The 26,940-nt window shown below is 69.5% G+C and carries 23 protein-coding genes, 1 rRNA gene and 1 riboswitch; of the genes, 18 read left to right on the top strand and 6 right to left on the bottom strand.

All coding sequences use genetic code 11. The features are described 5' to 3' along the window. The 11 genes from rrf to ABZ016_RS30720 all read left to right on the top strand — a co-directional run. Positions 1 to 95 (top strand): 5S ribosomal RNA (gene rrf / locus ABZ016_RS30770); the annotation flags it as partial. Between the two features lie 109 nt (positions 96 to 204). After that, positions 205 to 813, top strand: a complete 609-nt coding sequence (locus ABZ016_RS30765) for a CDP-alcohol phosphatidyltransferase family protein (RefSeq protein ID WP_356919970.1) — start codon at positions 205 to 207, stop codon at positions 811 to 813. Between the two features lie 116 nt (positions 814 to 929). After that, positions 930 to 3,425 carry a mannose-1-phosphate guanyltransferase gene (locus ABZ016_RS30760; protein ID WP_356919969.1) on the top strand — a complete coding sequence of 832 codons (2,496 nt, stop codon included), beginning with the start codon at positions 930 to 932 and terminating at the stop codon, positions 3,423 to 3,425. 98 nt (positions 3,426 to 3,523) lie between these two features. After that, positions 3,524 to 4,441: a DUF881 domain-containing protein gene (locus ABZ016_RS30755; protein WP_356919968.1), complete on the top strand. Its 918-nt coding sequence runs from the start codon at positions 3,524 to 3,526 to the stop codon at positions 4,439 to 4,441. Then, the gene (locus ABZ016_RS30750) at positions 4,438 to 4,770 is read left to right on the top strand and encodes a small basic family protein (protein WP_003988855.1); all 333 of its coding nucleotides are present in this window, start codon (positions 4,438 to 4,440) and stop codon (positions 4,768 to 4,770) included. The genes ABZ016_RS30755 and ABZ016_RS30750 overlap by 4 nt, the downstream gene beginning before the upstream one ends. A gap of 5 nt (positions 4,771 to 4,775) precedes the next feature. Further along, the gene (locus tag ABZ016_RS30745) at positions 4,776 to 5,732 is read left to right on the top strand and encodes a DUF881 domain-containing protein (protein WP_356919967.1); all 957 of its coding nucleotides are present in this window, start codon (positions 4,776 to 4,778) and stop codon (positions 5,730 to 5,732) included. 61 nt (positions 5,733 to 5,793) lie between these two features. After that, positions 5,794 to 6,681: an FHA domain-containing protein gene (locus ABZ016_RS30740; RefSeq protein WP_356919966.1), complete on the top strand. Its 888-nt coding sequence runs from the start codon at positions 5,794 to 5,796 to the stop codon at positions 6,679 to 6,681. Between the two features lie 52 nt (positions 6,682 to 6,733). Further along, entirely contained in the window at positions 6,734 to 7,471 is a 738-nt protein-coding gene (locus tag ABZ016_RS30735; RefSeq protein ID WP_356919965.1) for a MerR family transcriptional regulator, read from the top strand. Positions 7,472 to 7,556: 85 nt separating this feature from the next. Beyond that, positions 7,557 to 8,030 (top strand): bifunctional nuclease family protein, encoded by a 474-nt coding sequence (locus ABZ016_RS30730; protein ID WP_003988851.1) that lies wholly within the window; start codon positions 7,557 to 7,559, stop codon positions 8,028 to 8,030. A 299-nt stretch (positions 8,031 to 8,329) separates the two neighbouring features. Then, positions 8,330 to 9,022, top strand: a complete 693-nt coding sequence (locus tag ABZ016_RS30725) for a MerR family transcriptional regulator (RefSeq protein WP_356919964.1) — start codon at positions 8,330 to 8,332, stop codon at positions 9,020 to 9,022. A 124-nt stretch (positions 9,023 to 9,146) separates the two neighbouring features. Beyond that, positions 9,147 to 10,559 carry a DNA polymerase IV gene (locus tag ABZ016_RS30720; RefSeq protein ID WP_356919963.1) on the top strand — a complete coding sequence of 471 codons (1,413 nt, stop codon included), beginning with the start codon at positions 9,147 to 9,149 and terminating at the stop codon, positions 10,557 to 10,559. 16 nt (positions 10,560 to 10,575) lie between these two features. On the opposite strand, the gene ABZ016_RS30715 is transcribed toward ABZ016_RS30720, so the two are convergent. Further along, positions 10,576 to 10,953 carry a PRC-barrel domain-containing protein gene (locus ABZ016_RS30715; protein ID WP_356919962.1) on the bottom strand — a complete coding sequence of 126 codons (378 nt, stop codon included), beginning with the start codon at positions 10,951 to 10,953 and terminating at the stop codon, positions 10,576 to 10,578. Positions 10,954 to 11,066: 113 nt separating this feature from the next. Then, positions 11,067 to 11,162: riboswitch (glycine riboswitch) on the top strand. 177 nt (positions 11,163 to 11,339) lie between these two features. On the opposite strand from ABZ016_RS30715, the gene gcvP reads away from it, so the two are divergent. Further along, on the top strand, positions 11,340 to 14,225 hold the full coding sequence (gene gcvP / locus ABZ016_RS30710) for an aminomethyl-transferring glycine dehydrogenase (protein WP_356919961.1): 2,886 nt from the start codon (positions 11,340 to 11,342) through the stop codon (positions 14,223 to 14,225). 63 nt (positions 14,226 to 14,288) lie between these two features. Here the strand turns inward: gcvP and ABZ016_RS30705 are convergent, their stop codons facing one another. Beyond that, positions 14,289 to 14,708, bottom strand: coding sequence for a TOBE domain-containing protein (locus ABZ016_RS30705; protein WP_356919960.1), 420 nt, complete (start codon positions 14,706 to 14,708; stop codon positions 14,289 to 14,291). 58 nt (positions 14,709 to 14,766) lie between these two features. Beyond that, complete coding sequence (locus tag ABZ016_RS30700; RefSeq protein WP_356919959.1) at positions 14,767 to 16,746, bottom strand: amino acid transporter; 1,980 nt, start codon at positions 16,744 to 16,746, stop codon at positions 14,767 to 14,769. A 456-nt stretch (positions 16,747 to 17,202) separates the two neighbouring features. Between ABZ016_RS30700 and ABZ016_RS30695 the strand changes: the two genes are divergently transcribed. From ABZ016_RS30695 to ABZ016_RS30680, 4 genes are read left to right on the top strand one after another with little or no spacing between them, the layout of a single operon-like run. After that, complete coding sequence (locus ABZ016_RS30695; protein ID WP_356919958.1) at positions 17,203 to 18,495, top strand: extracellular solute-binding protein; 1,293 nt, start codon at positions 17,203 to 17,205, stop codon at positions 18,493 to 18,495. Positions 18,496 to 18,501: 6 nt separating this feature from the next. Continuing rightward, positions 18,502 to 19,500: a sugar ABC transporter permease gene (locus tag ABZ016_RS30690; RefSeq protein WP_356919957.1), complete on the top strand. Its 999-nt coding sequence runs from the start codon at positions 18,502 to 18,504 to the stop codon at positions 19,498 to 19,500. Further along, positions 19,497 to 20,345 carry a carbohydrate ABC transporter permease gene (locus tag ABZ016_RS30685; protein ID WP_356919956.1) on the top strand — a complete coding sequence of 283 codons (849 nt, stop codon included), beginning with the start codon at positions 19,497 to 19,499 and terminating at the stop codon, positions 20,343 to 20,345. The genes ABZ016_RS30690 and ABZ016_RS30685 overlap by 4 nt, the downstream gene beginning before the upstream one ends. A gap of 52 nt (positions 20,346 to 20,397) precedes the next feature. After that, positions 20,398 to 21,462, top strand: a complete 1,065-nt coding sequence (locus ABZ016_RS30680) for an endo-1,4-beta-xylanase (RefSeq protein ID WP_356919955.1) — start codon at positions 20,398 to 20,400, stop codon at positions 21,460 to 21,462. 55 nt (positions 21,463 to 21,517) lie between these two features. On the opposite strand, the gene ABZ016_RS30675 is transcribed toward ABZ016_RS30680, so the two are convergent. The 3 genes from ABZ016_RS30675 to ABZ016_RS30665 all read right to left on the bottom strand — a co-directional run bounded on the left by ABZ016_RS30675 (position 21,518) and on the right by ABZ016_RS30665 (position 23,977). Beyond that, the gene (locus ABZ016_RS30675; RefSeq protein ID WP_356919954.1) at positions 21,518 to 22,576 is read right to left on the bottom strand and encodes a LacI family DNA-binding transcriptional regulator; all 1,059 of its coding nucleotides are present in this window, start codon (positions 22,574 to 22,576) and stop codon (positions 21,518 to 21,520) included. Between the two features lie 210 nt (positions 22,577 to 22,786). Beyond that, positions 22,787 to 22,993: a DUF5999 family protein gene (locus ABZ016_RS30670; RefSeq protein ID WP_345665770.1), complete on the bottom strand. Its 207-nt coding sequence runs from the start codon at positions 22,991 to 22,993 to the stop codon at positions 22,787 to 22,789. Positions 22,994 to 23,392: 399 nt separating this feature from the next. Further along, the gene (locus ABZ016_RS30665; RefSeq protein WP_356919953.1) at positions 23,393 to 23,977 is read right to left on the bottom strand and encodes a hypothetical protein; all 585 of its coding nucleotides are present in this window, start codon (positions 23,975 to 23,977) and stop codon (positions 23,393 to 23,395) included. Positions 23,978 to 24,530: 553 nt separating this feature from the next. Here ABZ016_RS30665 and ABZ016_RS30660 point away from each other — a divergent pair. Further along, positions 24,531 to 26,048, top strand: coding sequence for a glutamate-cysteine ligase family protein (locus ABZ016_RS30660; RefSeq protein ID WP_356919952.1), 1,518 nt, complete (start codon positions 24,531 to 24,533; stop codon positions 26,046 to 26,048). A 68-nt stretch (positions 26,049 to 26,116) separates the two neighbouring features. Beyond that, complete coding sequence (locus ABZ016_RS30655; RefSeq protein ID WP_356919951.1) at positions 26,117 to 26,920, top strand: type II CAAX endopeptidase family protein; 804 nt, start codon at positions 26,117 to 26,119, stop codon at positions 26,918 to 26,920. The last annotated feature ends 20 nt before the right edge of the window (positions 26,921 to 26,940 follow it).

Below are 26,940 nucleotides of genomic sequence, written 5' to 3'. Positions count from 1 at the left end.
AAACGCCCGGTTACATTCCGAACCCGGAAGCTAAGCCTTACAGCGCCGATGGTACTGCAGGGGGGACCCTGTGGGAGAGTAGGACGCCGCCGAACTCCTTTTAGAGCTCTGGCTCTTGGGCACACAGCCCGAGAGCCAGAGCTTTTTTGCGTTGAGGTAAGGTCAGGGGGCATCGTTGGTACGTTTCCCACAGGAGGCCCCCGGGTGGAGGTTCAGGAGACTCGCGTCCAGACGGACCGTGTGCTCACCATCCCGAACATCCTCAGCATGGCGCGGCTCGTCGGCGTGCCCCTCTTCCTGTGGCTGATTCTGCGGCCTGAGTTCGGTGGGCCCAAGAGTGACGGCTGGGCCCTCCTGGTCCTGGCCCTGAGCGGCATCAGTGACTACCTGGACGGCAAGCTCGCGCGGCGCTGGAACCAGATCAGCAGCCTCGGCCGGCTCCTCGACCCCGCCGCCGACCGGCTCTACATTCTCTCGACTTTGGTCGGTCTCACCTGGCGCGAGATTCTGCCCCTCTGGTTGACCGCTGTACTTCTCGCGCGAGAGCTGGTTCTGCTGGTGATGGTGGGCATCCTCCGCCGGCACGGCTATCCGCCACCCCAGGTGAACTTCCTGGGCAAGGCCGCCACCTTCAACCTGATGTATGCCTTCCCACTGCTCCTGCTCAGTGACGACAGTGGTTGGATCTCGTCACTCGCCGCAGTTTTCGGATGGGCGTTCGCCGGATGGGGTACAACGCTGTACTGGTGGGCAGGAGTCCTCTACGTAGTACAAGTCCGCCGCCTGGTCCGTGCGGACGCCATAGCCGAATGAGCTCGCGGATTGGTCCGCCCGTGTCGGCCCCGATGGCCTGTGGCCGAAAAGTGCGGGACAATCCTGGCGGGTGAAGTCGGCTAGACCGTCGTCTCTTAGAGGAGGACGCTTCCGACATGAAGGCCGTCGTGATGGCCGGAGGCGAAGGCACGCGCCTTCGCCCCATGACCTCAAGCATGCCCAAGCCGCTCCTGCCCGTGGCCAACCGCCCGATCATGGAGCATGTTCTGCGGCTGCTCAAAAGGCATGGGCTCAACGAAACAGTCGTAACTGTCCAGTTCCTGGCCTCGCTCGTCAAGAACTACTTCGGTGACGGCGAAGAGCTCGGTATGGAGCTCACCTATGCCAATGAGGAGAAGCCACTCGGTACCGCCGGAAGTGTCAAGAACGCCGAAGAGGCGTTGAAGGACGATGCCTTCCTCGTCATTTCCGGTGACGCTCTCACGGATTTCGACCTCACCGAACTGATCAACTTCCACAAGGAAAAGGGCGCGCTGGTCACGGTGTGTCTGACGCGGGTGCCCAATCCGCTGGAATTCGGTATCACCATTGTCGACGAGGAAGGCAAGGTGGAGCGCTTCCTCGAGAAGCCCACCTGGGGCCAGGTCTTCTCCGACACCGTGAACACCGGTATCTACGTGATGGAGCCCGAGGTCTTCGACTACGTCGAGCCCGATGTGCCCGTCGACTGGTCCGGTGACGTCTTCCCGCAGTTGATGAAGGAAGGCAAGCCCATCTACGGCTACGTGGCCGAGGGCTACTGGGAGGACGTCGGCACGCACGAGAGCTATGTGAAGGCGCAGGCCGACGTCCTGGAGGGCAAGGTCGACGTCGACATCGACGGGTTCGAGATCTCCGCGGGGGTGTGGGTCGCGGAGGGAGCCGAAGTCCACCCCGACGCCGTGCTCCGCGGGCCCGTCTACATCGGCGACTACGCCAAGGTCGAGGCCGGTTCCGAAATCCGTGAGCACACCGTCGTGGGCTCCAACGTGGTCGTCAAGAGCGGGGCATTCCTGCACAAGGCCGTCGTTCACGACAACGTCTACGTGGGGCCGCACAGCAATCTGCGCGGCTGCGTGGTCGGAAAGAACACCGACATCATGCGTGCGGCGCGGATCGAGGACGGGGCGGTCATCGGGGATGAGTGCCTGATCGGTGAGGAATCGATCGTCCAGGGCAATGTGCGTGTATATCCGTTCAAGACCATCGAGGCCGGCGCCTTCGTCAACACCTCGGTGATCTGGGAGTCCAGGGGACAGGCGCATCTCTTCGGTGCCCGCGGTGTGTCCGGAATCCTGAACGTGGAGATCACGCCGGAGCTGGCCGTACGGATCGCCGGTGCGTACGCGACGACCCTGAAAAAGGGCTCTACGGTCACCACGGCTCGTGACCACTCGCGTGGTGCCCGTGCGCTGAAGCGGGCGGTGATCTCCGCCTTGCAGGCCAGCGCCATCGACGTGCGGGACCTGGAGAACGTGCCGCTGCCCGTGGCGCGGCAGCAGACCGCGCGGGGCAGCGCGGGCGGAATCATGATCCGGACCACGCCGGGCGTGCCGGACTCCGTCGACATCATGTTCTTCGACGGGCAGGGCGCCGACCTCTCACAGGGCAGCCAGCGCAAGCTGGACCGGGTGTTCGCCCGGCAGGAGTACCGGCGTGCCTTCCCCGGCGAAATCGGTGACCTGCACTTCCCCGCGAGTGTCTTCGACTCGTACACCGGGTCGCTGCTGCGGAACGTCGACACCACCGGGATCGCGGACTCCGGGCTGAAGGTGGTCGTGGACGCGTCCAACGGCAGCGCGGGGCTCGTGCTGCCGAGCCTGCTCGGGAAGCTCGGCGTCGACTCGCTCACGATCAACCCCGGTCTGGACGAGTCGAGGCCGACGGAGACGGCCGACATGCGGCGGTCGGGAATGGTGCGTCTCGGGGAGATCGTGGCGTCCTCGGGGGCCGCGTTCGGTGTGCGGTTCGACCCGGTGGGTGAGCGGCTGTCCCTCGTCGACGAGAAGGGGCGCATCATCGAGGACGACCGGGCGTTGCTCGTGATGCTGGACCTGGTCGCGGCCGAGCGGCGCAGTGGCAGGGTGGCGCTGCCGGTGACCACGACCCGGATCGCCGAGCAGGTGGCGGCGTACCACGGCACGCAGGTCGAGTGGACGACGACCTCTCCCGACGATCTCACGCGCGTGGGTGGTGAGGAAGGGACGATCTTCGGCGGCGACGGCAAGGGCGGCTTCATCGTCCCCGAGTTCAGCAGCGTGTACGACGCCACGGCGGCCTTCGTGAGGCTGATCGGGCTGGTGGCACGGACGCAGCTCACGCTCAGCCAGATCGACGCGCGGATCCCGCGGGCGCACGTCCTGAAGCGGGACCTGGCGACTCCGTGGGCCGTCAAGGGTCTGGTGATGCGGCGGGTCGTCGAGGCGGCCGGAGACCGCTTCGTGGACACCACGGACGGGGTGCGTGTGGTGGAGACCGACGGCCGCTGGGTGATGGTGCTGCCGGACCCGGCCGAGGCCGTCACCCACCTGTGGGCCGAGGGGCCGGACGACGCCTCCGCGCAGGCCCTGCTGGACGAATGGTCGGCGGTCGTGGACAGCGCCGGCCGGTAGAACGGCCTGCACGCGTGCGTGCCGGACAAGTGTCCCCAACGGGGCCTGTCCGGCACGCCGGTGGGGCCGTTCGGAGGTAGTGGCCACGACGTGCGACGATGTGCGGCATGCCGCAGCAACCCCCCATTCGGAGCACACCCGCGCGGCCCCGGCGCCTCGACGCGTCCATGTCGTTGCTCACCAACGTCATGGACCACAGTCTCGACGACGGATACGCCGAGGCCGCCGCGCGGAAGAAGGCCGCGGGCGAGGGTGGCATGCCGAAGACCCTGCGGTCGAAGCTGGGGCTCGCCGCCGGTCTGGTGCTGGCGGCGCTCGTGGTGACCGTGGGAGCGGCGCAGGCGCGGGTTGCCGCTCCGGTCGTCGCCAAGGAGCGGGAAGAGCTGGTCGACCGTATCGACCGGGAGTCCGAGACGGCCGACCAGCTGGAGGACTCCGTCGACCGGCTGCGCGAGGACGTGAGCGCGCGGCAGCGCGAGGCGCTGAAGCACAGCGGCGGCAGCGCCGATTCCGACCTGGTCGGCATCCTGTCGGGCGCCTCCGCGGTGCACGGCCCGGGCGTGAAGCTCGTGGTGAACGACGCCAAGGAGGCCGACGGGGGCGGGGAGGGCGGCGGCCCTCGGGAGACCTCCGGGTTCTCCGACACCGGGCGGGTTCGTGACCGGGACATGCAGCGCGTGGTCAACGGGCTGTGGGAGTCGGGTGCCGAGGCGGTCTCCATCAACGGGCAGCGGCTGACGGCGCTGTCCGCGATCAGGGCCGCGGGTGACGCGATACTGGTCGACAACAAACCGCTGGTGCCGCCGTACACGGTGCTCGCGGTGGGGGACGGACAGCGGCTGAGCACGCGGTTTCAGAACAGCGCGGACGGGTTGTACCTGAACGCGCTCCAGGAGGGCTACGGCGTCAGGACAGCCATCTCGGTGGAGGACGACCTCCGGCTGCCCGCCGCACCGAGCGTGACCGTACGTACAGCACAGCCGAGCACTGAGAAGAACGAGAAGGGCACATCGTGATCGCCGTACTGGGCCTCGTCGTGGGAGTCGTGGCCGGCCTCTTGGTCCGGCCTGAGGTTCCGGCGGTGGTCGAGCCTTATCTGCCGATCGCTGTCGTGGCGGCGCTCGACGCCGTCTTCGGCGGGCTGCGGGCCATGCTCGACGGCATCTTCGACGACAAGGTCTTCGTCGTGTCGTTCCTGTCGAACGTGGTCGTGGCCGCGTTGATCGTGTTCCTGGGCGACAAGCTGGGTGTGGGGGCCCAGCTGTCCACCGGTGTGGTGGTCGTCCTCGGCATCCGGATCTTCTCCAACGCCGCGGCGATCCGCCGGCACGTGTTCCGGGCGTGAGGCCGATGAGCGAGCACGACGAGCAGCCGGCCGAGGAGCACGGCCACACGCGCGCGGACCGGCGCGACGGGAAGGCCGAGTCCGGGAACAGGTTCCGCAAGGAGTTGCCCGATGAAGTGACTCCGTCGGTGCCGACCGCACGGGCCACTCCGGAACCGGAGCGAGAACCGGAGCCGGAACCCGAACAGGAGCGGGTGCGGGAACCTGAGCCTGAACCGGAGACGGCCGCCGAACCGCGGCTGACCGGCCGGCAGCGGCTGGTGCAGGTGCTGTGGCCGCCGCGGGTCAGCCGGGCCCAACTGATCGTGGCGTTGCTGCTGTTCGGCCTTGGTTTCGGGCTGGCCGTGCAGGTGGCCTCGAACAGCGACAGTGACAGCGCCCTGCGCGGTGCGCGTCAGGAGGATCTCGTCCGGATCCTCGATGAACTGGATGACCGCACTCAGCGTCTTGAGGACGAGAAGCAAGGTCTCGAGAAGCAGCGCGACGAGCTGGAGAACAGCTCGGACCAGGCCGAGGAGGCCCGCAAGCAGACGATCGAGAAGGAGAGGCAACTCGGAATCCTGGCGGGCACCGTGGCCGCGGAGGGTCCCGGCATCACGATGACCATCGAGGACACGAAGGGGACGGTCGAGGCGGACATGCTGCTCGACGGGGTCCAGGAGCTGCGCGCGGCGGGTGCCGAGGCGATTCAGGTCAACGGTGTACGGGTCGTCGCGGGCACCTATCTGACGGACTCCGGCAAGGGTGTGGCCGTCGACGGGAACAAGATCAACGCTCCCTATCGTTTCAAGGTCATCGGCAAGCCGCAGGATCTCGAGCCGGCGCTCAACATCCCTGGAGGTGTGGTGCAGACTCTCGAGAAGGAACAGGCCACGGTCACCATCGAGCGGTCGACCAAGATCGTCGTGGACGCCTTGCGAGCAGCGAAGCGGCCTGACTACGCTCGGTCGTCCTCGCAGTGAACCGGGGGTGCATGGGCGGCGTCCGGCGAGGGCATGAGGTTGCGGGGGGTCGGCGCACCGAATGGGTGGTGCGTGGTGGAAACTGTCTGGTGCAGACGGACGTTGTCAGGATGTCCGGGTCGGCCAGAGTGTTCAGTCAGGGTTCGTCCTGCCCCACGGGCGGGTCTGTTTCGGTCAAGGGGAATCGCCCGTGAAGTTGTTTGCGAAGTTGTTCGGCAAGAGCGCGCGAGAAGGTAGCGACAACGCGACCGCCCGTCATCGCGCACAGCCTGACCAGGAAGGCCAGCGGCCGCTGTTCCGCGATCAGGTCGGTGGTCAGGGCGGCGACGTTCCCGGAGGTCAGGGTGCGCCGTCGGTTGACCCTGCACAGCCCGGCGGCATAGGTTTCGGGCAACCGCGGCAGGAGGATCCGATGTCGGCCCTGGTGTGTACGAGGTGCGGTAACCGCAACGCGGAGAACAGCCGCTTCTGCTCCAACTGCGGTGCGCCGCTGCGAGCCGGAGCCACGCCGGAGCGGCCGTCCGAGACGACGTCCACGATCTCCATCTCCGGTCTCGAGGCCTACGACAGTGAGGCCACCGGCCAGACGCAGATGCCGACGCTCTCTCCTGAGGCGCAGGCGGCCGTCGACGCGCTGCCGCTTGGTTCCGCGCTGCTGGTCGTGCGCCGCGGGCCGAACTCGGGCAGCCGCTTCCTGCTGGACGGCGATCTGACCACGGCCGGGCGTCACCCGCAGAGCGACATCTTCCTGGACGACGTGACGGTCTCCCGGCGGCACGTGGAGTTCCGCCGCGGTCAGGACGGCTCGTTCACGGTGGCCGACGTGGGCAGCCTGAACGGCACGTACGTGAACCGCGAGCGGATCGACCAGGTCGCCGTGAACAACGGCGACGAGGTGCAGATCGGCAAGTACCGGCTGGTTTTCTACGCCAGCCAGCGGGGCTACTGACCCGGATTCCGTCCGGGGAATCCCGCGAAGGTCCGTCCGTCAGGGAAGGTCCATGCTGCAAACACCGAGCGGCGGTGCCCGGCACGGCGCCGCCGCCACGGACAGTGGGCTGATGAGTATCGGCACGGTGCTGAACGCGCTGCGCGACGAGTTTCCCGAAGTCACCATCTCCAAGATCCGTTTCCTGGAGTCGGAGGGGCTCATCGAGCCGCAGCGGACCCCGTCGGGGTATCGCAAGTTCAGCGCCCATGACGTCGAGCGCCTCGGTCACGTCCTGCGGATGCAGCGGGACCACTATCTGCCCCTGAAGGTGATCCGCGAGCACCTGGACGCCATGGAGCGCGGTGAGGCGGTCCCGTTGCCCTCCCTGGGCCGGCAGCGGGACGGCGACCCCGTGCCCGAGCCCTCCGAGGCGCCCACCGCGGCCAGGATCAGCCGCGCGGAGCTGCTCGCCGCCGCCGGTGTCGACGAGCGGGAGCTCATCGAGTGGGAGTCGTACGGGCTCGTCACTCCACTGGAGGACGGGGCGTACGAGGCGGAGGCGGTCACGGTGGCCGGGCTTGTCGCCGAGCTGGGGCGGTTCGGGATCGAGCCGCGGCACCTGCGGGTGATGAAGGCGGCCGCCGACCGCGAGGCGGGGCTCGTGGACCAGGTGGTGGCCCCGCTGAAGCGGCACCGGAACCCGCAGACCAGGGCGCATGCGCAGGCTCGTACCAAGGAACTGGCGGGGCTCACGGTGAAGCTGCACGCCGCGCTGGTGCAGACGGCGCTCGGGGTGCGGCTGCCCTGAGGTGTGCCCGTTGCGCGAGGCCGGATCGGGCGCCCGTTCCCTGCCCGACTACCCAAACGTCCCGAGCACGGCCTAGGGTTACTGTGTGAACGAGCTCGATGTCGTAGGTGTCCGGGTGGAAATGCCCTCCAACCAACCGATCGTGCTGCTGCGTGAAGTGGGAGGCGACCGTTACCTCCCCATCTGGATCGGACCGGGTGAGGCGACGGCGATCGCCTTCGCCCAGCAGGGCATGGCTCCCGCGCGACCGCTGACCCACGACCTGTTCAAGGACGTGCTGGAAGCCGTCGGCCAGGAGCTCACGGAAGTGCGCATCACGGACCTGCGTGAGGGTGTCTTCTACGCGGAGCTGGTCTTCGCCAGCGGCGTCGAGGTGAGCGCCCGCCCGTCCGACGCCATAGCGCTCGCCCTGCGTACCGGGACGCCGATCTACGGCAGCGACACGGTGCTCGACGACGCCGGTATCGCGATCCCGGACGAGCAGGAGGACGAGGTGGAGAAGTTCCGCGAGTTCCTCGACCAGATCTCCCCGGAGGACTTCGGCAGCAGCAGTCAGTGAGCTCCGGGCGGCGAGGAGCATCAGCGGTCAGTGGGACGTGTGGGCGGCCCGGCGGACGACAAGGTCCGCGGCGGGGTCGCCCGCCGCATGCCGGGCGGTCGAATGGCCCGCATGTGCCGGCGGCGAGTGAGAGCGTCACACGGCCGGTCCCGAGGGCATTCGGCTAGCCTTTCCCCGCGGTGGGGCACGGGAAACCACTCTTAGGGTGATTATCACTCGGCGTGGCGAGTGTGGCGATCGTTGACGCACCCCTGGTGACTGCCTACCGTCGAGAAGGCAGGTCAAGGACGGAGGTCGGCGTGAGAAGCAGCGGCGACGGTACGGCTGGGGGCGGCCCCGAGCGCAGTCTCAGGGCGAGCGGTCCGTACGCTCCCCCCGGTTCTCGGCTCCGTGCGAGCGGGGGGTATCCCCAGCCCGGTGAGGCGGCCGATCACACTCCACAGCTCCCTACGGTCGTGCCGAGCAGCGGAGGGACGGCGTCCATGACGTCCGAGGCGTCCGAGCAGATCGGCTATCGCGGCCCCACGGCCTGTGCGGCCGCCGGTATCACCTACCGGCAGCTGGACTACTGGGCCCGCACCGGCCTCGTCGAGCCGAGCGTGCGCCCCGCCTACGGGTCGGGGACGCAGCGGCTGTACAGCTTCCGGGACGTCGTCGTACTGAAGATCGTCAAGCGGTTCCTCGACACCGGGGTGTCACTGCAGAACATCCGCACGGCCGTCCAGCACCTCAGGGAACGCGGTTTCAGCGACCTGGAGCGCATGACGCTGATGAGCGACGGGGCGACGGTCTACGAGTGCAGCTCGCCGGACGAGGTGCACGCCCTGCTCCAAGGCGGCCAGGGCGTTTTCGGGATCGCCGTGGGCGTGGTGTGGCGGGACGTCGAGAGCGCACTGTCCCAGCTGCACGGCGAGCGGATCGACACCGGCGAGACCCTGGTCGGGACCAATCCGGCGGACGAGCTGGCACGGCGGCGGAACCGGGCGGTCTGAGCCGCCCGGAGAGCCCTCGACGCTTGAGGCGGGACGTTTCCGCGCCGGTCGGCAAGCGGTTGCTCCAAAGGGGCCGGGCGGTCGCTCGGTGGCGTTGTCAGTGGCATGGGGCAGCATCGGAGTCGTGAGAACCGCGCCCACGATCCTGCATCTCGACATGGATGCCTTCTTCGCCTCGGTGGAGCAGGCGTCCAAGCCGAGCCTGCGCGGGAAGGCCGTCGTGGTGGGCGGGCTCGGCCCGCGGGGCGTGGTGGCCACGGCGTCGTACGAGGCCCGGGTCTTCGGGGTGCACTCCGCGATGCCCATGGCACAGGCCCGGCGGCTCGCGCCCAACGCCGCCTACCTCGTGCCGCGCTTCGGGTTCTACCGGGCGATCAGCGAGCGGGTGATGGAGCTGCTGCGTGCCTTGTCGCCACTCGTGGAGCCGCTGAGCCTGGACGAGGCGTTCGTGGACCTGGAGGCCGGGGGAGCGGCCTGGGACGAGCGGTCGGCGCGGCTGGCCGGGGCACAGCTGCGCTCGGACATCCGGACGGTCACCGGGCTCACGGGATCGGTCGGCCTCGCCGCCTCGAAGATGCTCGCGAAGATCGCCTCGGAGCAGGCCAAGCCCGACGGTCTGGTGGTGATCGAGCCGGGGACGGAGCGGGCCATGCTCGGCCCCATGTCCGTGCGGACGCTGCCCGGAGTGGGCCCGGCGACCGGCGACCATCTGCGGCGGGCCGGGATCACCACGGTCGAGGAGATCGCCGAGGCGGGGGAGGACGAGCTGGTGCGGCTGCTGGGGAAGGCGCACGGGCACGGGCTCTACGCGATGGCGCTGGCGCGGGACGACCGGCCCGTGGTGGCGGAGCGGGAGGCGAAGTCGGTGTCGGTCGAGGACACCTACGACGTGGACATCCACGACCGCTTGCGGGTCGGTCTCGAGGTGCAGCGACTCGCCGACCGGTGCGTGCGGCGCCTGCGCGGAGCGGGGCTGTCCGGGCGGACCATCGTGCTGAAGGTGCGGCGGTACGACTTCTCGACGCTCACCCGGTCCGAGACGCTGCGGGGGCCGACGGACGACCCCGGGGTGATCAGGGAGGCGGCGGCCCGCCTGCTGGACTCGGTCGACACGACGGGTGGTGTGCGGCTGCTCGGGGTGGGGGTCAGCGGGCTCGCCGACTACACGCAGGAGGACCTCTTCGCACAGGCGGCGGGGGAGCGGGCGAACGCGGAGGGGCCCCTCGAGGAGCCCGCCACAGCCCCGGTCGAGGAGCGGCCCGCGCTCGCCGAGCGGCGCTGGCCCGCCGGGCACGACGTGCGGCACGCCGAGTTCGGGCACGGATGGGTGCAGGGCAGTGGGCTGGGACGGGTCACCGTGCGGTTCGAGACGCCCGACTCGGGGCCGGGGCGGGTGCGGACGCTCCGGGTCGACGATCCGCAGCTGGAGCCGGCGGATCCGCTGCCGCTGGTATTACCGAGAGCGCCGAGACCGGAGGGGGGCCGGGGGCCGGATGGTGGGGCCGGGGCGGTCGGGGCGCGGTCCGCTGCCCCGTAGGGGCCCGTCGAGGGCGTCAGGTGGCCGTCTCGTCCTTGTCGGCCAGCTTGCCGAAGTCGTGGTCCCGGAGCGGGGGAGGGGCGGCCACGTCGAGGCCGTAGTGGTGGTAGAGCTGGAGTTCCTGCTCCGGTGAGAGGTGGCGGCCCACGCCGAAGTCGGGGGCGTCCTTGATCAGGGCGCGGTCGAAGGGGACGTGGAGGGCGCCGTCGATCAGTTCGCTGGGCTCGAGGGGGACGAAGGCGTCCCTGCTGAACAGGCCGGTCCGTATGGCCGCCCACTCCGGCTCGCCGGTGGCGTCGTCGAGGTAGACCTCGTCGATCGTGCCGATCCTGGTTCCGTTGCGGTCGAACGCCTTGCGGCCGATCAGGTTGCGCGGATCGATATCGGTTCGCACGGGCCCTCCACATGGTCGCAACTCATCCGTAAACACTACAAAACGGCACAATGGGGAACGCGGCCACTCGAAGGTTCGTGCGTAGACCTCGCTGGTAGGCTGGCAACGGCTGCTGACCCCGTGCGGGAGAGTCCTCCGGACACCATCGGAGGCGCCGAAGGAGCAAATCCTCCCCGGAATCTCTCAGGCCCACGTACCGCACGGACGAGGTCACTCTGGAAAGCAGGGCGGGTGTCGACGGCTTCCGCTCTCACCGACGGTGAAAGCCGGAGGCCTTCGGGCGATCCGGTGAAGCTCTCAGGTTGAGATGACAGAGGGGGAGGCCGTCCGGGTACCCGCGCCGTGGTGCCCCTCGAAGGTCGTGTCAGACCAGGAGGCCTCCGCAAATGACCGCCCATCGCATTCCGCTCTCCGAGCTCGAAGAGGCAGTCCCCTTCGAGCAGCGCCACATCGGCCCCGACCACGAGGCCCGCGCCAAGATGCTCGCCCAGGTCGGCTACGGCTCGCTCGACGAGCTCACTGCCGCCGCGGTTCCGGCCGTGATCAAGAGTGCCGAGGCGCTCGACCTGCCGGGCGCCCGCAGCGAGGCCGAGGTGATCGCCGAACTGCGCTCCCTCGCCGACCGCAACCAGGTCCTCGGTTCCATGATCGGTCTCGGGTACTACGGCACCTTCACGCCGCCGGTCGTCATGCGCAACGTCATGGAGAACCCGGCCTGGTACACGGCCTACACGCCGTACCAGCCGGAGATCTCGCAGGGGCGGCTCGAGGCGCTGCTCAACTTCCAGACCATGGTCGCCGACCTGACCGGGCTGCCGACCTCCGGCGCCTCCCTGCTCGACGAGGGCACCGCGGCCGCCGAGGCCATGGCGCTGTCGCGGCGTCTGGGCAAGAACAAGAAGGGTCTGTTCCTGGTCGACGCGGACGCGCTGCCGCAGACCGTCGCGGTGATCCGGACCCGGGCCGAGCCGACCGGTGTCGAGGTCGTCGTCGCCGACCTCGGCGACGGCATCCCGGCCGAGATCGCCGAGCGTGAGATCAACGGCGTGCTGATCCAGTACCCGGGCGCCTCCGGGGCCGTACGGGACATCAAGCCGGTCGTCGACCAGGCGCACGAGCTCGGGGCGATCGTCACCGTCGCCGCCGACCTGCTCGCGCTGACCCTGCTGAAGTCCCCCGGCGAGCTCGGCGCGGACATCGCGGTCGGGACGACGCAGCGCTTCGGTGTACCGATGGGCTTCGGCGGGCCGCACGCCGGTTACATGGCGGTGCGGGAGAAGATGGCGCGCAGCCTGCCGGGGCGGCTCGTCGGGGTGTCCGTGGACGCCGACGGGAACAAGGCCTACCGGCTCGCGCTCCAGACGCGTGAGCAGCACATCCGCCGCGAGAAGGCCACCAGCAACATCTGCACGGCGCAGGTCCTGCTCGCCGTCATGGCCGGCATGTACGCCGTCTACCACGGGCCGGAGGGCCTGAAGGGCATCGCGCGGCGCACCCACCGGTACGCCACGGTCCTCGCCGCCGGTCTGGAGAACGGCGGGGTCGAGGTCGTGCACGGCGCCTACTTCGACACCGTGACGGTGCGGGTGCCGGGCAGGGCCGCCGACGTCGTGGCCGCCGCGCAGGAGAACGGGGTCAACCTGCGACTGGTCGACGCCGACCACGTCTCGATCGCCTGCGACGAGACCACCACCCGCGCCCAGCTGCGTGCCGTGTGGGCCGCCTTCGGCGTCGAGGGCGTCGTCGAGGCGCTGGACGCGGCCACGGAGGAGGTGCTTCCGGAGACTCTGCTGCGCACCGACGAGTACCTGACGCACCCCGTCTTCCATCAGCACCGTTCCGAGACCGCCATGCTGCGCTACCTGCGCCGGCTCGCCGACCGCGACTACGCGCTCGACCGCGGCATGATCCCGCTGGGCTCCTGCACCATGAAGCTCAACGCGACCACGGAGATGGAGCCGGTCACCTGGCCCGAGTTCGGTCAGCTGCACCCCTTCGCGCCCGTCGAGCAGGCCGCGGGTTACCTCACGCTGATCCGGGAGCTCGAGGACCGTCTCGCCGAGGTCACCGGGTACGACAAGGTGTCCCTCCAGCCGAACGCCGGCTCGCAGGGTGAGCTGGCCGGTCTGCTCGCCGTACGCGGGTACCACCGCGCCAACGGGGACGAGCAGCGCACGGTGTGCCTGATCCCGTCGTCCGCGCACGGCACCAACGCCGCGAGCGCGGTGATGGCGGGCATGAAGGTCGTCGTCGTGAAGACCGCCGAGGACGGCGAGATCGACGTCGAGGACCTGCGGGCGAAGATCGAGCAGCACCGGGACGAGCTTGCGGTGCTGATGATCACGTACCCGTCCACGCACGGTGTGTTCGAGGAGCACGTCTCCGAGATCTGCGGCCAGGTCCACGAGGCGGGCGGCCAGGTCTACGTCGACGGGGCCAACCTCAACGCGCTGGTGGGGCTCGCCAAGCCCGGCCACTTCGGCGGTGACGTCTCGCACCTGAACCTGCACAAGACCTTCTGCATCCCGCACGGCGGCGGCGGCCCCGGCGTCGGTCCGGTGGCGGTGCGCGAGCACCTCGCGCCGCACCTGCCGAACCACCCGCTGCAGCCCGAGGCGGGCCCGGAGACCGGCGTCGGCCCCCTCTCCGCGGCCCCGTGGGGCTCCGCGGGCATCCTGCCCATCTCGTGGGCGTACGTCCGGCTCATGGGCGGTGAGGGACTGAAGCGGGCCACACAGGTGGCGGTGCTGAGCGCCAACTACGTCGCCAAGCGTCTGGAGCCGCACTACCCGGTGCTCTACACCGGCCCCGGCGGGCTCGTGGCGCACGAGTGCATCATCGACCTGCGGCCGCTGACCAAGGCGACCGGGGTGAGCGTCGACGACGTCGCCAAGCGGCTGATCGACTACGGCTTCCACGCGCCGACGATGTCGTTCCCGGTCGCCGGGACGCTGATGATCGAACCGACCGAGTCGGAGGACCTGGCCGAGCTGGACCGGTTCTGCGAGGCGATGATCGCCATCCGCGCGGAGATCGAGAAGGTCGGCTCCGGCGAGTGGCCCGCGGACGACAACCCGCTGCGCGGCGCCCCGCACACCGCCGGCACGCTGGCCGGGGACTGGGAACACGCCTACAGCCGCGAGGACGCCGTCTTCCCGGCCGGGGTCTTTGCCGCCGACAAGTACTGGCCGCCGGTGCGCCGTATCGACCAGGCCTTCGGTGACCGGAACCTGGTCTGCTCCTGCCCGCCGCTGGACGCGTACGAGGACTGACCGGCCGACCCGTCAGAGGGAGGGGCTCCGCTGTCGGCAGGGCCCCTCCTGCCGTTCCCCGGCTCACTCGGCGGCGAGTGACACCTCGGTCGACTTGATCAGGGCGACGACGGGGGTTCCGGCCGCGAGGGCGAGGTCCTCGGCGGCTTCCCTGGTGATCGCGGCGGTCAGTTCGCCGCCCTCGACGGTGATCCGGACGGTGGCCATGGCGTCGCCGGTCGCGACGGCCGTGACCGTACCCGGGAGCCGGTTACGGATGGACAGGCCCTCGACGGGGGCGACGGCCAGCGAGACCTCCGTCGACTTCACCAGGGCGCGCACGGCGCTGCCCGCGGTGAGGCCGAGGTCGTCCGCGGCCTCGCGGGTGATCGCCGCGGTGAGGTTCTGGCCGCCGGCGAGGCGCACCTTGACCGTCGCCATGGCCTCGCCCGGCGTGACGGCGGTGACGGTGCCGGGGAGCTGGTTGCGGATGCTCAGACTCATGGGTGCACGGTAGCCCGGGGCATGCCATACGCCGGATATGCGTGCGTTTGCGTCGCGTTCAGCCGACGTGCACCCTCGGCCTGTGCTTCCGGTCCCGTTCCGCCTCGCGCAGGACCTCGCGGGTCACCGGGGCCACCTCGCCCTGGCCGAACAGGAAGAAGCGCAGGAAGTTGGCGAAGGGGCCGCCTTCGGTCCACTCGAAGTAGATGTGCGGGGTGCGGCCGGTCGTGTCGCGGACGTGCAGGAGGAGCGCGGCCAGCGCGTTGGGGATCGAGGAAGACTCCAGCGTCAGCACGCGGTAGCGGTTGTGGAGCACCTCGCCGCGTACGGTCAGGCTCGCCTCGAACTCGGACGGGTCGGTGACCGTGACCTCGACGAAGACGAAGTCCTCCTGCTCGGAGAGATCGTTGTCGTTGCGTATCTGCTCGATCTTGTCGCGGTACTCGGCCTTGTCCCGTCGGTCGGGCTCGTTGGCGATGAACCGCATCCGGCGGCTGGCCATGTCCCGGACGAAACGTTCCGCCATGGGGTCCAGCGTCACGCTGGTCACGCGGAGTTCGAAGGCACGGGCCAGCCGGGACAGCAGGGAGACCAGGATGATGCCGGCGATGAAGCAGGCGCCGATCTTCACGCCGTCCGGGCGCTCGATGACGTTCGCGACGGTGGTGTAGAGGAACACCGCGGAGATGACCGCGAACGCGATGGTCCAGTTCCGCTGCCGGGCCTTGCGGGCGGCGATGGTCACCGCGATCGCGGCGGAGCTGATGAGGACCAGCACACCGGTGGCGTAGGCGCCGCCCTGGGCGTTGACGTCGGCGTCGAAGATCCACGTGACCAGGAAGGCGATCAGCGTGAAGACGATGACCATGGGCCGTACGGCGCGCGCCCAGTGCGGGGCCATGCCGTAGCGGGGCAGGTAGCGCGGCATCAGATTGAGCAGCCCCGCCATCGCGGAGGCGCCGGCGAACCACAGGATGGCGATCGTCGAAATGTCGTAGATCGTGCCGAAGGAGTTGCCGAGGTACTCGTGGGCCAGATAGGCGAGCGCGCGCCCGTTGGCCGGGCCGCCCGGCTGGAACTCCTTCTCGGGGATGAGGAGGGTGGTGATGAAGCTGGTGGTGATCAGGAAGACGCTCATGATGAGAGCGGCTGTGGTGAGCAGCTTCTTGGTGTCGCGGATGCGGCCGGTCGGCCGCTCCTCCGTGTCGTCCTGGTCGCCCTTGACGTGGGGCATCACGGCCACACCGGTCTCGAAGCCGGAGAGGCCGAGCGCCAGCTTCGGAAAGACGAGCAGGGCCACGCCGATCATGAGGAACACGTTGCCGTGCTGGGCGGTGAGCGCGCTGGACCAGTCGGTGACCACATGACCGGCCGTGACGACGTGGTAGAGGCCGACGACCACCACGACCGCGTTCAGCGCGAGGTAGATGCCCACCAGGGCGACCGCGACGCCGATCGCCTCCAGGAAGCCCTTGAGGAACACCGCGCCCAGCAGGGCCACCAGGACGAGGGTGATCAGCAGCTGCTTGTCGTGCAGGACGTCGGTCAGATGCGGGTTCTCGACCAGGTGAGTGGAGGCGTCGGCGGCCGACAGGGTGATGGTGATGAGGAAGTCGGTGGCGGCGAAGCCCAGCAGGGTCAGGACGAACAGCTTGCCCTGCCAGAAGGAGAGCAGCCGCTCCAGCATGGCGATCGAACCCTCGCCGTGCGGGCTCTCCTCGGCGACCCTCCGGTACACCGGCAGGGCGCCGGCCAGGGTGACGATCACCAGCACGATGGTCGCGATCGGTGACAGCAGGCCGGCGGCGAGGGCCGCGATGCCCGGCTGGTACCCGAGCGTGGAGAAGTAGTCGACACCCGTCAGGCACATCACCCGCCACCAGGGCTGCCCCTTGTGCGGGGGCTCGGGCTCGGCGTGAGGACCGGTGTGGCCGCGGCTCTTGCCCATGTCGGACAGGCCCTCCAGCATCCAGGCGCGCAGGCGGCTGGATGGGGCGGGCTCCGTACGGCTCGGTGGCCGGTGCTCGGTGGTGGCCATCGACGTGCTCCCGATGTGGTTCAGCGTGGTTCCGGCCATCCCTGGACGGCCCGATCAGCGTAAGCGGAGCGTGATGCAGTGGCCTCTGAATGAGGGGCCCGAGCGCGTCAAGCTTCCGTTAAGACTGGGCCCGAGCGCCCCGGCCGGGGGCGGTCAGCGAGTCGAAAACGCGAGCTGAGGGTGTGTGACGCGGCTGCCGAGCCGCCCGCCGGTGCGGCTGAGCGGCGGCCGCGGTCGATCCGTGGCCGGCCCGCGATGAACACCCTGTGTGATCGGGAGCGTGTTTCCTCCGTAACGTTCGTCTGGCAAATCGAATGTTTCGCCCACCGGTCAACGTCCCTTCAGGGACTGGAGATTGCCTCATGCCGAGGGGTTGTCACCCTTTGGCCGCTGTCTCTAAGGTGCGGCATCAACGCAGCTTTCTGAATCTGAGCCGAAACTTTCGAGGAGCGCATGATGGCCGACCCGGCACTGTCCCGCCGCGGCTTCCTGGCGGCCTCCGCCGCTGCCGGTCTGGGGATGACGGCACTGACCGCATGCGGCGGGGACTCGGACGGAGGGTCGTCGGGGACGACCACCATCGAGTGGTGGAACATCTCCACCACCCAGCCGACCAAGAGCGTGTGGGCCGCTCTCGCCCGGAAGTTCGAGGCGCAGAACCCCAAGGTCAAGGTAAAGATCGTCCAGCTCGAGAACGACGCCTACAAGTCGAAGATGACGGCCCTGACCTCCTCGGGGAAGCTGCCCGACATCTTCCACACCTGGGGCGGCGGCGTACTGCGGCAGCAGGTCGACGCCGGACTCGTCGAGGACCTCACCGACAGGACCAAGCCCTGGGGCGACGCCCTGCTGCCGGTCGCCAAGAAGCCGTACCTGATCGACGACAAGGTCTACGGCGTCCCGTTCGACATCGGCATGATCGGCTTCTGGTACAACAAGGCGCTCTTCAAGAAGGCCGGCATCAGCGCGCCCCCGACCACCTGGAGCGGCTTCCTCGACACCGTGCGCAAGCTGAAGTCCGCCGGCGTCACGCCCCTGGCGCTCGCCGGCAAGGAGAAGTGGCCCGGCATGTACTACTGGGCCTACCTCGCGATGCGCACCGCCGGCGCCGGGGCGCTGCAGAAGGCCTACGACGCCAAGGACTTCACCGGCGCGCCCTTCGTCGAGGCGGGCGAGCACCTCGAGGAACTCGTCGGCCTCCAGCCGTTCCAGAAGGGCTACCTCGGCGCCGCCTACTCCTCCCCGACCGGGCAGGCCGCCGCCGTCGGCAACGGCAAGGCGGCCATGGAGCTCATGGGGCAGTGGGCGCCCGTGGTGCAGGCCGACGCGGGCAAGGGCCTGGGCAAGGACCTCGGATTCTTCCCCTTCCCCGCGGTCGAGGGCGGCAAGGGCGCCATCACCGAGGTGTTCGGCGGAGGCGGCGGCCACGCCCTGCGCCGGGGCGCGCCGCAGGAAGCCGTCGACTTCCTCAAGTTCTTCGCGTCCGAGGCCACCGACCTGGAACTGGTGAAGAAGACCGGCGTGCTGCCCGTCGTTCCGGCGGCCGAGAGCGCCATCGCCGACCCCAACATCAAGGCCGTACAGGCGCAGTTGAAGAAGGCCACCGGTTTCCAGCTCTACCTCGACCAGGCGTACGCGCCCGCCGTCGGCCAGGAGATCAACGACAGCGTCGCCGCGCTCATCTCCGGTTCCAAGTCGCCGGAGCAGGTCGCCCAGTCGGTCACGAAGACCGCGAAGGAAGAGCAGTAGCCGGCGATGACCTCGACGTTCCTGCCGGACAAACGGACCGGCCCCGGCCCCGGCCTGCCGCCCCCGGTCGCGGACCGGCCCCGGGGGAGGGCCCGGCGCCGCGCGCTGAACTGGCTGACCGCGGTCGGCTTCCAGCTGCCCGCCCTGGTGCTGTTCATGGGGCTCGTGCTGCTGCCGATGCTGTTCGCCCTGTACACCGCCTTCTTCCGCTGGGGCGGCTTCGGCATGCCCTCGGACTACGTCGGCGGCGAGAACTTCACCCGGCTCTTCCAGGACGACGTCTTCCTCGGTGACCTGTGGCGCTGCCTGGTCCTGGTGGTCCTGACGCTCGCGCTCCAGCTGCCGTTCGCACTCGCCATGGCGGTCCTGCTCAACCAGCGGATGCGCGGCCGGGCGGTCTACCGGATGCTGTTCTTCGCCCCGTACGTGCTGTCCGAGGCGATCACCGGCGTCCTGTTCGGCATGATCTTCGCCCCGGACGACGGCTTCGCCGACCAGCTCCTCGGACGTATCGGACTGGACGGGCTGGGCGGGGAGTGGTTCGCCGACCCGTCCACCGTGATGGCGACCCTGTTCCTGGTCATGACCTGGAAGTACTTCGGCTTCCACATGATGCTGTACCTGGCCGGGCTCCAGGCCGTCCCCAGGGAGCTGACCGAGGCGGCGCTCATCGACGGGGCCGGGCCCTGGCAGCGGTTCCGCAACGTGACGCTGCCGCTGCTCGCGCCCACGCTGCGCATCAGCGTCTTCCTGGCGGTCATCGGGTCGATCCAGCTCTTCGACCTGGTGTGGGTGACCACCGCGGGCGGCCCCGACCACCACTCCGAGACCATGGCCGTGACCATGTTCCAGTACGGCTTCAAGCGCTACCAGGTCGGCTACGCGAGCGCGATCAGCGTGGTCATGTTCGGCATCAGCCTCGTCTTCGCCCTCGCCTACCAGCGGTTCGTGCTCCGGCGCGACCTGGAAGGGGCCACCACCACCATGCGGGGTGACGGAAAATGACGGCCGGTCAGCGATCTCGCAGGGCCCCCCGGGGCAAGAACCTTCCTCTGCACCTCGTCCTGATCCTGGTCGGCGCGGGCATGGCCGTCCCCCTCCTCTACGCCGTGCTCTCCGGCTTCAAGTCCACGGATGAGCTCTCCCGCAACCCCGTCGGTCTGCCCGAGTCGTGGGTCACCTCCAACTACACGCAGATCCTCGGCTCGGGGGACTTCTGGCGGCTGATCGGCAACAGCACGCTGATCGCGGTGGGCACGACCGTCCTGGTCGTCGCCGTCTCCGCGCTGTCGGCCTTCTCCTTCGCGCGGTTCGCCTTCCGCGGCCGGGAGGTGCTGTTCACGCTGTTCACGATGGGGCTGATGTTCCCGTTCGCGGTCGCGGCCCTGCCGCTGTTCCTGCTGCTGCGCTCCCTGGACCTGCTGGACAACCCCCTGGGTGTGATCCTCCCGCAGGCGGCCTTCGGGCTGCCGATGACCATCATCATCCTGCGTGGCTTCTTCCGGCAGATCCCGGGCGAGCTGGAGGAGGCGGCCACGCTCGACGGATGCAGCTCGTTCGGCTTCTTCTGGCGGGTGCTGCTCCCCATGGCGCGGCCCGCGCTCGGCACCGTCTCGGTGCTGGCCGTCGTCACCAGCTGGAACAACTTCTTCCTGCCGCTGCTGGTGTTCACCGACGCGCAGTGGTGGACGCTGCCGATCGGTGTGCAGCAGTTCCAGGGGCAGTACTCCGCGGAGTACGCCAAGGTCTTCGCCTATCTGGTGCTGGCCATGGTCCCCGCCCTCGCCTTCTACTCGGTCGCCGAGCGCCAGCTCGTCGGCGGCCTCACCGCCGGCGCGACGAAGGGCTGACGCGCCGCGACCGTCCGGCTCACCGACCCACCTGATCGTGAGGAGTCGCACCATGCGCAGGACCGCCATACGACTCGGACTCGCCGGGGCGCTCGCCGCCGTGCTCGTGGCCGGAGGCATCGCCACCGGGCCCGCGGTACAGGCGGCGGAGCGGCACGGCAAGGAACCGACCCTCGCCGACCTCGCCCAGCGGCACGGCCGCTACTTCGGCAGCGCCACCGACAACCCCGAGCTCGTCGACGAACCGTACAAGGCCCTGCTCGGCAGCGAGTTCGGCCAGATCACGCCCGGCAACGGCATGAAGTGGTACGCGACCGAGCCGCAACAGGGCGTGTTCGACTTCTCCCAGGGCGACGAGATCGTGAACCTCGCCCGCGCGGGCCGGCAGAAGGTGCGCGGCCACACCCTGGTCTGGCACAGCCAGCTGCCCGGATGGCTGACCGGGCGGGAGTGGACGGCTCCGGAGCTCAGGGCCGTGCTGAAGAAGCACATCCAGACCGAGGTACGGCACTACCGGGGCAAGGTGTTCGCCTGGGACGTCGTCAACGAAGCGTTCAACGAGGACGGTACGTACCGCGAGTCGGTCTTCTACAAGACGCTCGGGCCCGGCTACATCGCCGACGCGCTGCGCTGGGCGCACCAGGCCGATCCGCGCGTCAGGCTGTACCTCAACGACTACAACATCGAGGGGATCGGCCCGAAGAGCGACGCGTACTACCGGCTGGCCAAGGAGCTCAAGGCCGCAGGTGTCCCGCTGCACGGCATCGGCCTCCAGGCCCATCTGGCCCTCCAGTACGGCTATCCCACCACCCTGGAGGACAACCTCCGCCGCTTCTCCCGGCTGGGGCTGGACACCGCGCTGACCGAGGTCGACGTACGGATGCAGCTGCCCGCGACCGAGGAGAAGCTGGCGCAGCAGGCCGAGTGGTACCGGGACCTGACCGAGGCGTGCCTGGCGGTGCGCCGCTGTGTCGGCATCACCGTCTGGGACTACACCGACAAGTACTCGTGGATCCCCGCGTTCTTCCCGGGCGAGGGCGCGGCCCTGCCGTGGGACGAGCAACTGCGCCCGAAGCCGGCGTACTTCGCGCTGCGTGGAGCGCTCGGGGGCAAGTAGCGGGGCGAGTGCGCCCCGCCGTACGAGGGCTGGTGGGGCGCTTGCCGGGACGACGTCATCGCCCCGTTGGGGGACGGCCTGTTGGGCGAGGGGGAGGTGGTGCCGTGCTCGCCCTGACGACCAGGTCCGTTCCCAGTTCCACCCGGGGTGAGTCCGGCTGTTCGTCGCGGGCGAGGCGGAGGACCGTGCGGACGGCCAGTTTGCCCATGTCGGCCAGGGGCTGGCGGACGGTGGTCAGCGGCGGAGCCGACCAGCGGACTTCCGGAAGATCGTCGAAACCGACCACGCTCATGTCCTGCGGCACCCGCAGCCCGCGTCGGCGCAGCGCCTCGATCGCTCCGAGAGCCATCTGGTCGCTGGCCGCGAAGACGGCGGTCGGCGGTTCGGGCAGGCCGAGCAGCGCTTCGCAGGCGGCGAAGCCGGACTCGGGACGGAAGTCCCCTGGCACGACGAGAGACTCGTCCAGCGCGATGCCGGCGCCTTCCAGGGCCGCGCGGTAGCCGTCCAGCCGGGCCCGGGAGCACAACAGCCGCGGCGGGCCGGCGATCAGGCCGATCCTGCGGTGGCCCAGTGCGAGCAGGTGCTCGGTGGCCGCCATGCCGCCCGACCAGTTCGCCGCGCCGATGGTGGGCGCCTCCAGGGCGGGCGAGCCGGCCGGGTCGACGACGACCAGCGGGACGCCGAGAATGCGCAGTTCCTCGTGGAGCGTCGGCTCCAGTGCGGAGGTGACGAGGATGACGCCGTCGGAGGCACGGGCCCGCAGATTGCGCATCCACTCGCGGGCGTCGCCCGACCGCCCGTGGATCGCCGACACCACCGTGCCGACCCCGGCCGCGTGGGCCACCTCCTCGACCCCCCGGATGATCTGTACGGCCCAGGGACTGTCGAGGTCGTTGAAGACCAGGTCGAGCAGGGCCGCACGGGTGCCCGGGGACGCGGCGCGCCTGCGGTAGCCGTGCCGGCGCAGCAGGTCCTCGACCCGGGCCCGGGTCTGCGGCGACACGTCGGACCGGCCGTTCACGACCCGGGACACGGTCGGTACGGAGACGCCGGCCTGCCGGGCGATCTCCGTGATCGTGACCTTGCCCCCGGTGTCGGCCTCACGTGCTGCCACTTGCCCCACCTCCGTCGACGTACGACCGCGAAACTTCCAGGAGTCTTCCGGAAAACGGGCATCCGTGGGAAGGCGTACGGGCCATGGACGGGAAGTCGCGAGGGGTGACAGGCAGTGACGGCGCCCGGACATGCGTCGGGGCCGGTTCGCAATCGAGCTGCGGCCGGCCCCTCTTTGTCTGCGGGCGGACGGCACTCCGCCCGGCGGCTCTCAGGCCGCCGTCATCACCTGGCTGCCGGCCAGCGGACGGTGCGGGTCGATGACCCGGCCGTCGGGCAGGAGCTCACCGGTGTCCTCGAAGAGCACCACGCCGTTGCACAGCAGGCTCCATCCCTGCTCCGGGTGGTGCGCCACGAGGCGGGCGGATTCCCGGTCGGCGGAGTCGACGGAAGGGCACGGTGTCTGGTGCTGGCACATGGGTGGGATCTTTCGCTCTGTCGTGGTGGATGAGATGACCGAGTCCGCTGAATCGGCTGTGTCGGCTGTTTTGTCTGTTCCGCGGCTAGAAGTATCGTTCATGGCCGCCCCCCGTTGTCATTAAGTCGTCGGAACCCAGTGTTGCCCCACGGGCGTCAATCCGCAGGGATTTCGCGGCACCGCTTCTCACAGGTTCATGACGCGTCACCCGCGCGGACGGTTCATCCCAACTGGACTGTCACTTCGGGTGGTTCGCGGTGGCCGGATGGGGCTAGTCCGGTCGGGCCAGGTGCCTTTTACGGCTCGTACGAGCTATTCGGCGCTCGTACGAGCGATAAAAGCGGACCCCGCCGCCGGAAATCCGGCGACGGGGTGCGGGAAACCTCGCGGGGCGGCGTTTCAGGCGGGTGAGCCGAGCAGTCTCGTGGGAGTCGCCCGATGGGTCAGCACCGGGAGCAGTTCGGCGACGCGGTGCGGGCGGTGGGCCGCGATGCCGGGAGGAGCGGGTGCCAGCGGGACGAGCAGGTCGGTGGCGGCGGGATGGCCGGCGGCGCCGTCCGCGGTGCAGTCCTCGTGCAGCCAGAGCGTCAGCATGTACAGGCTGGGCACTGACAGCAGGCGGGGCTGGTACGGCTGCGGCATCGTCTCGGCCTGACGCAGGGCGTGCTCGGTGGAGGTGATGTACGGGCCTTCGAAGAAGTGGGAGAAGGCCCAGCCGTCGGGGGTCAGCATGGTCTCCGCCGCGGCCACGGCCCGCTCGCCGCAGCGGATCAGGAAGCGCCATCCGGCGAGCCGGGTGGCCGACACGCCCTCGGCGGTGACCCGGTCGAGGACGTGGACGGGTAGCGGGAGTTCGGGAGTGGCGGGCCCCTGGGCGCGGAGCAGGGAGGGGGTTCGGGCCTCGCGGACCGCGGTGGGCGAGGAGAGCGCAGTCAGGACGGAACGGAGTGCGGGCGCGGGAGCCGGAGGGACATGCAGCGGCATGGTGGGTCGCCTCTCATTCAAAAGGCACGGTGGCGCGAGGGCGGGGGCGGACGGCGCTGTCAGCTCACGAGGGTGGGCGGAGGCAGGGGCCGGGTCTCCAGAACGAGAGGGGGGTGGGGTCCGCCGAACTCGCTTCGACGACAGGACCCGTCGACCGTGGGCGCCAACCTTCTGCCTTGTTCGCGGAGTTTATACGACACGGGTTCAGACTGTGTTTCGTCTAGCCGTTTCCGGTGAGTAGAACAAGGGTACATTCGGTCGGCGATACGCGAGAATTATCCCGATTTCAGAGGGCGGTGCGAGGCGGTGACCTCGGTGAATGTCCGCGAGGCGGTCGGCCCATTCTCGTCGGCGTTTTTCACGAGTTCGCGGTACCCGAAAACCGGGCCTCTGCGTCATGCCGAGTGAATGTGCCACCGGTTACACGTGGCCAGCGTAGCGGGCCGCGGTCCCCTCCGGGACGTTATCGATCGCTTTTGCTGGGCATCCTCCACCTGACCGGGACCCCGGCGGCCGGATCTTCGGCCCGCATCATCTGAGGAGGGACGCATCGATGGGGGAGAAGGTCGTGGCAGGCCAGTTCGACCTGTCCGATCGCCAGCGCTACCGCGACAAGCTCCGTCGGTGCCTGGCGAGCTTGGAGCGGCTCCTGGCGGAGAAGCGGTTCGATCGCCCCAAGAACCTCATGGGGCTGGAGATCGAGCTGAATCTCGCGGGCGCCGACGGCATGCCGAAAATGTTGAACGCACAGGTCCTTGAACGTATCGCCAGTCGTGATTTCCAAACAGAACTCGCCATGTTCAACCTGGAAGTCAACATTCCTCCACACCGTATCGACGGCCGGGTATTCGACCGGCTGGCGGAGGAACTCCGTACGTCACTGGCATATGCCGACCGAAAAGCCGGTGAGGTCGACGCCGGAATCGTGATGATCGGTATTCTGCCGACCCTCGACCGGGACGACCTGGTCTCGTCGAACCTCTCCGACGTCGACCGGTACACCCTCCTCAACGACCAGATCGTGGCCGCCCGCGGGGAGGAGTTCACCCTCGACATCGACGGCGTGGAGCACCTGAGCTGCACCTCGAAGTCCATCGCTCCGGAGGCCGCCTGCACCTCCGTGCAGCTGCACCTCCAGGTCACCCCGTCCCGCTTCGCCGACGTGTGGAACGCGGCCCAGGCGGTCGCCGCCGCACAGATCGCGGTCGGCGCCAACTCGCCGTTCCTGTTCGGCCGCGAGCTGTGGCGCGAGTCGCGGCCGCCGCTGTTCCAGCAGTCCACCGACACCCGCCCACCGGAACTCCAGGCCCAGGGCGTCCGGCCGCGTACCTGGTTCGGGGAGCGCTGGATCACCTCGGCCTACGACCTCTTCGAGGAGAACCTGCGCTACTACCCGGCGCTGCTGCCGATCTGCGACGACGAGGACCCGCTCGACGTGCTCGACCAGGGCGGCACCCCGGCGCTCGCCGAGCTCGTCCTGCACAACGGCACCATCTACCGCTGGAACCGCCCGGTCTACGGCGTCGCCGACGGCGTCCCGCACCTGCGGGTGGAGAACCGCGTCCTGCCCGCCGGTCCCACCGTCATCGACGTCGTCGCCAACGCGGCGTTCTACTACGGCGTCGTCCGCGCCCTCGCCGAGGAGCCCCGGCCGGTGTGGACCCGGCTGCCGTTCGAGGCGGCCGCCGCCAACTTCGACGCCGCGTGCAAGGACGGCATCGACGCCCGCTTCACCTGGCCCCGCCGCGGCCGGTACGGCGGCACCACGCAGGTCGACGCGGTGAGTCTGATCCGCGACGAACTGCTGCCGCTCGCCGAGGCCGGGCTGGACGCCTGGGGCGTCGAGCCGGCCGACCGCGACCTGTACCTGGGCGTGATCGAGGAGCGGTGCCGGCGCCGGGTGAACGGGGCGAGCTGGCAGGCCGCGACCTTCCACCAGGCCCTCGACGCGGGCCTCGGCCGGGACGACGCGCTGGCTGCCACGACCCGGCGCTACCGCGAGCTGATGCACAAGGGAGACCCTGTGCACAGCTGGCCGGTGGGGCTGCCCGAGCCGGTGGCGCTGAGCTGACACCGCCGCCGGGGTGACATGCCGCTGCCGCCATACTGATCCGACAGGTCGGTGAAGTGGAGGCAGGTGTGCAGGCGGAGGCGACCCCGGTGGGCGACGATTCCATCCCCCAGCAGCGGCTCTCGCGGCGGATGCTGCGCAACGAGACGCTGCTCGTGCTGGCGCTCTCGCTGGGGGCGAGCGGAGTCTCCGCGCTGATCAGCTTCATCGGCTCGGTCACCAAGCCGGGCGGGCTCAGGGACCAGGCGGCCACGATGAACGCCTCGGCCGCGCCCGGACGCCCCTGGCTCGACCTGGCCTGGCAGCTCTTCGGGATCACCACGGCGCTCGTCCCCGTCGCCCTCGTCGCGCACTTCCTGCTGCGCGAGGGCGCGAGCCTGCGCACCGTCGGCTTCGACCGCACCCGCCCCTGGCCCGACCTCGGCCGCGGCGCGGCGATCGCGGCGGTCATCGGCAGCACCGGAATCGCCTTCTACCTGGGCGCCCGCGGCCTCGGCTTCAACCTCACCGTGGTGCCCGAGGCGCTGCCCGCCGTGTGGTGGAAGTACCCCGTGCTGATCCTCTCGGCGATCCAGAACGCGGTGCTGGAGGAAGTGATCGTCGTCGGCTATCTGCTGCGCCGCCTGGGTCAGCTGGGCTGGACTCCGACGGCGGCCCTGGTGGGCAGCTCGGTCCTGCGCGGCTCGTACCACCTCTACCAGGGCATCGGCGGCTTCATCGGGAACATGGCCATGGGCGTCGTCTTCGTCTACCTGTACCGGCGCTGGGGGCGCGTAGGCCCGCTGGTGGTGGCTCACTCGCTGCTCGACATCGGGGCGTTCGTCGGATACGCGCTGCTCGCGGGCAAGGTGGGGTGGCTGCCGACGGCCTGACCGGTCGAGGGAGGGGCGTA

Origin of the sequence: Streptomyces sp. NPDC006372 (assembly GCF_040612515.1) — a bacterium.
Lineage (GTDB): Bacteria > Actinomycetota > Actinomycetes > Streptomycetales > Streptomycetaceae > Streptomyces.
Note: the sequence above shows the minus strand (reverse complement) of the source record. Positions and strands in the feature narration are given on the sequence as shown.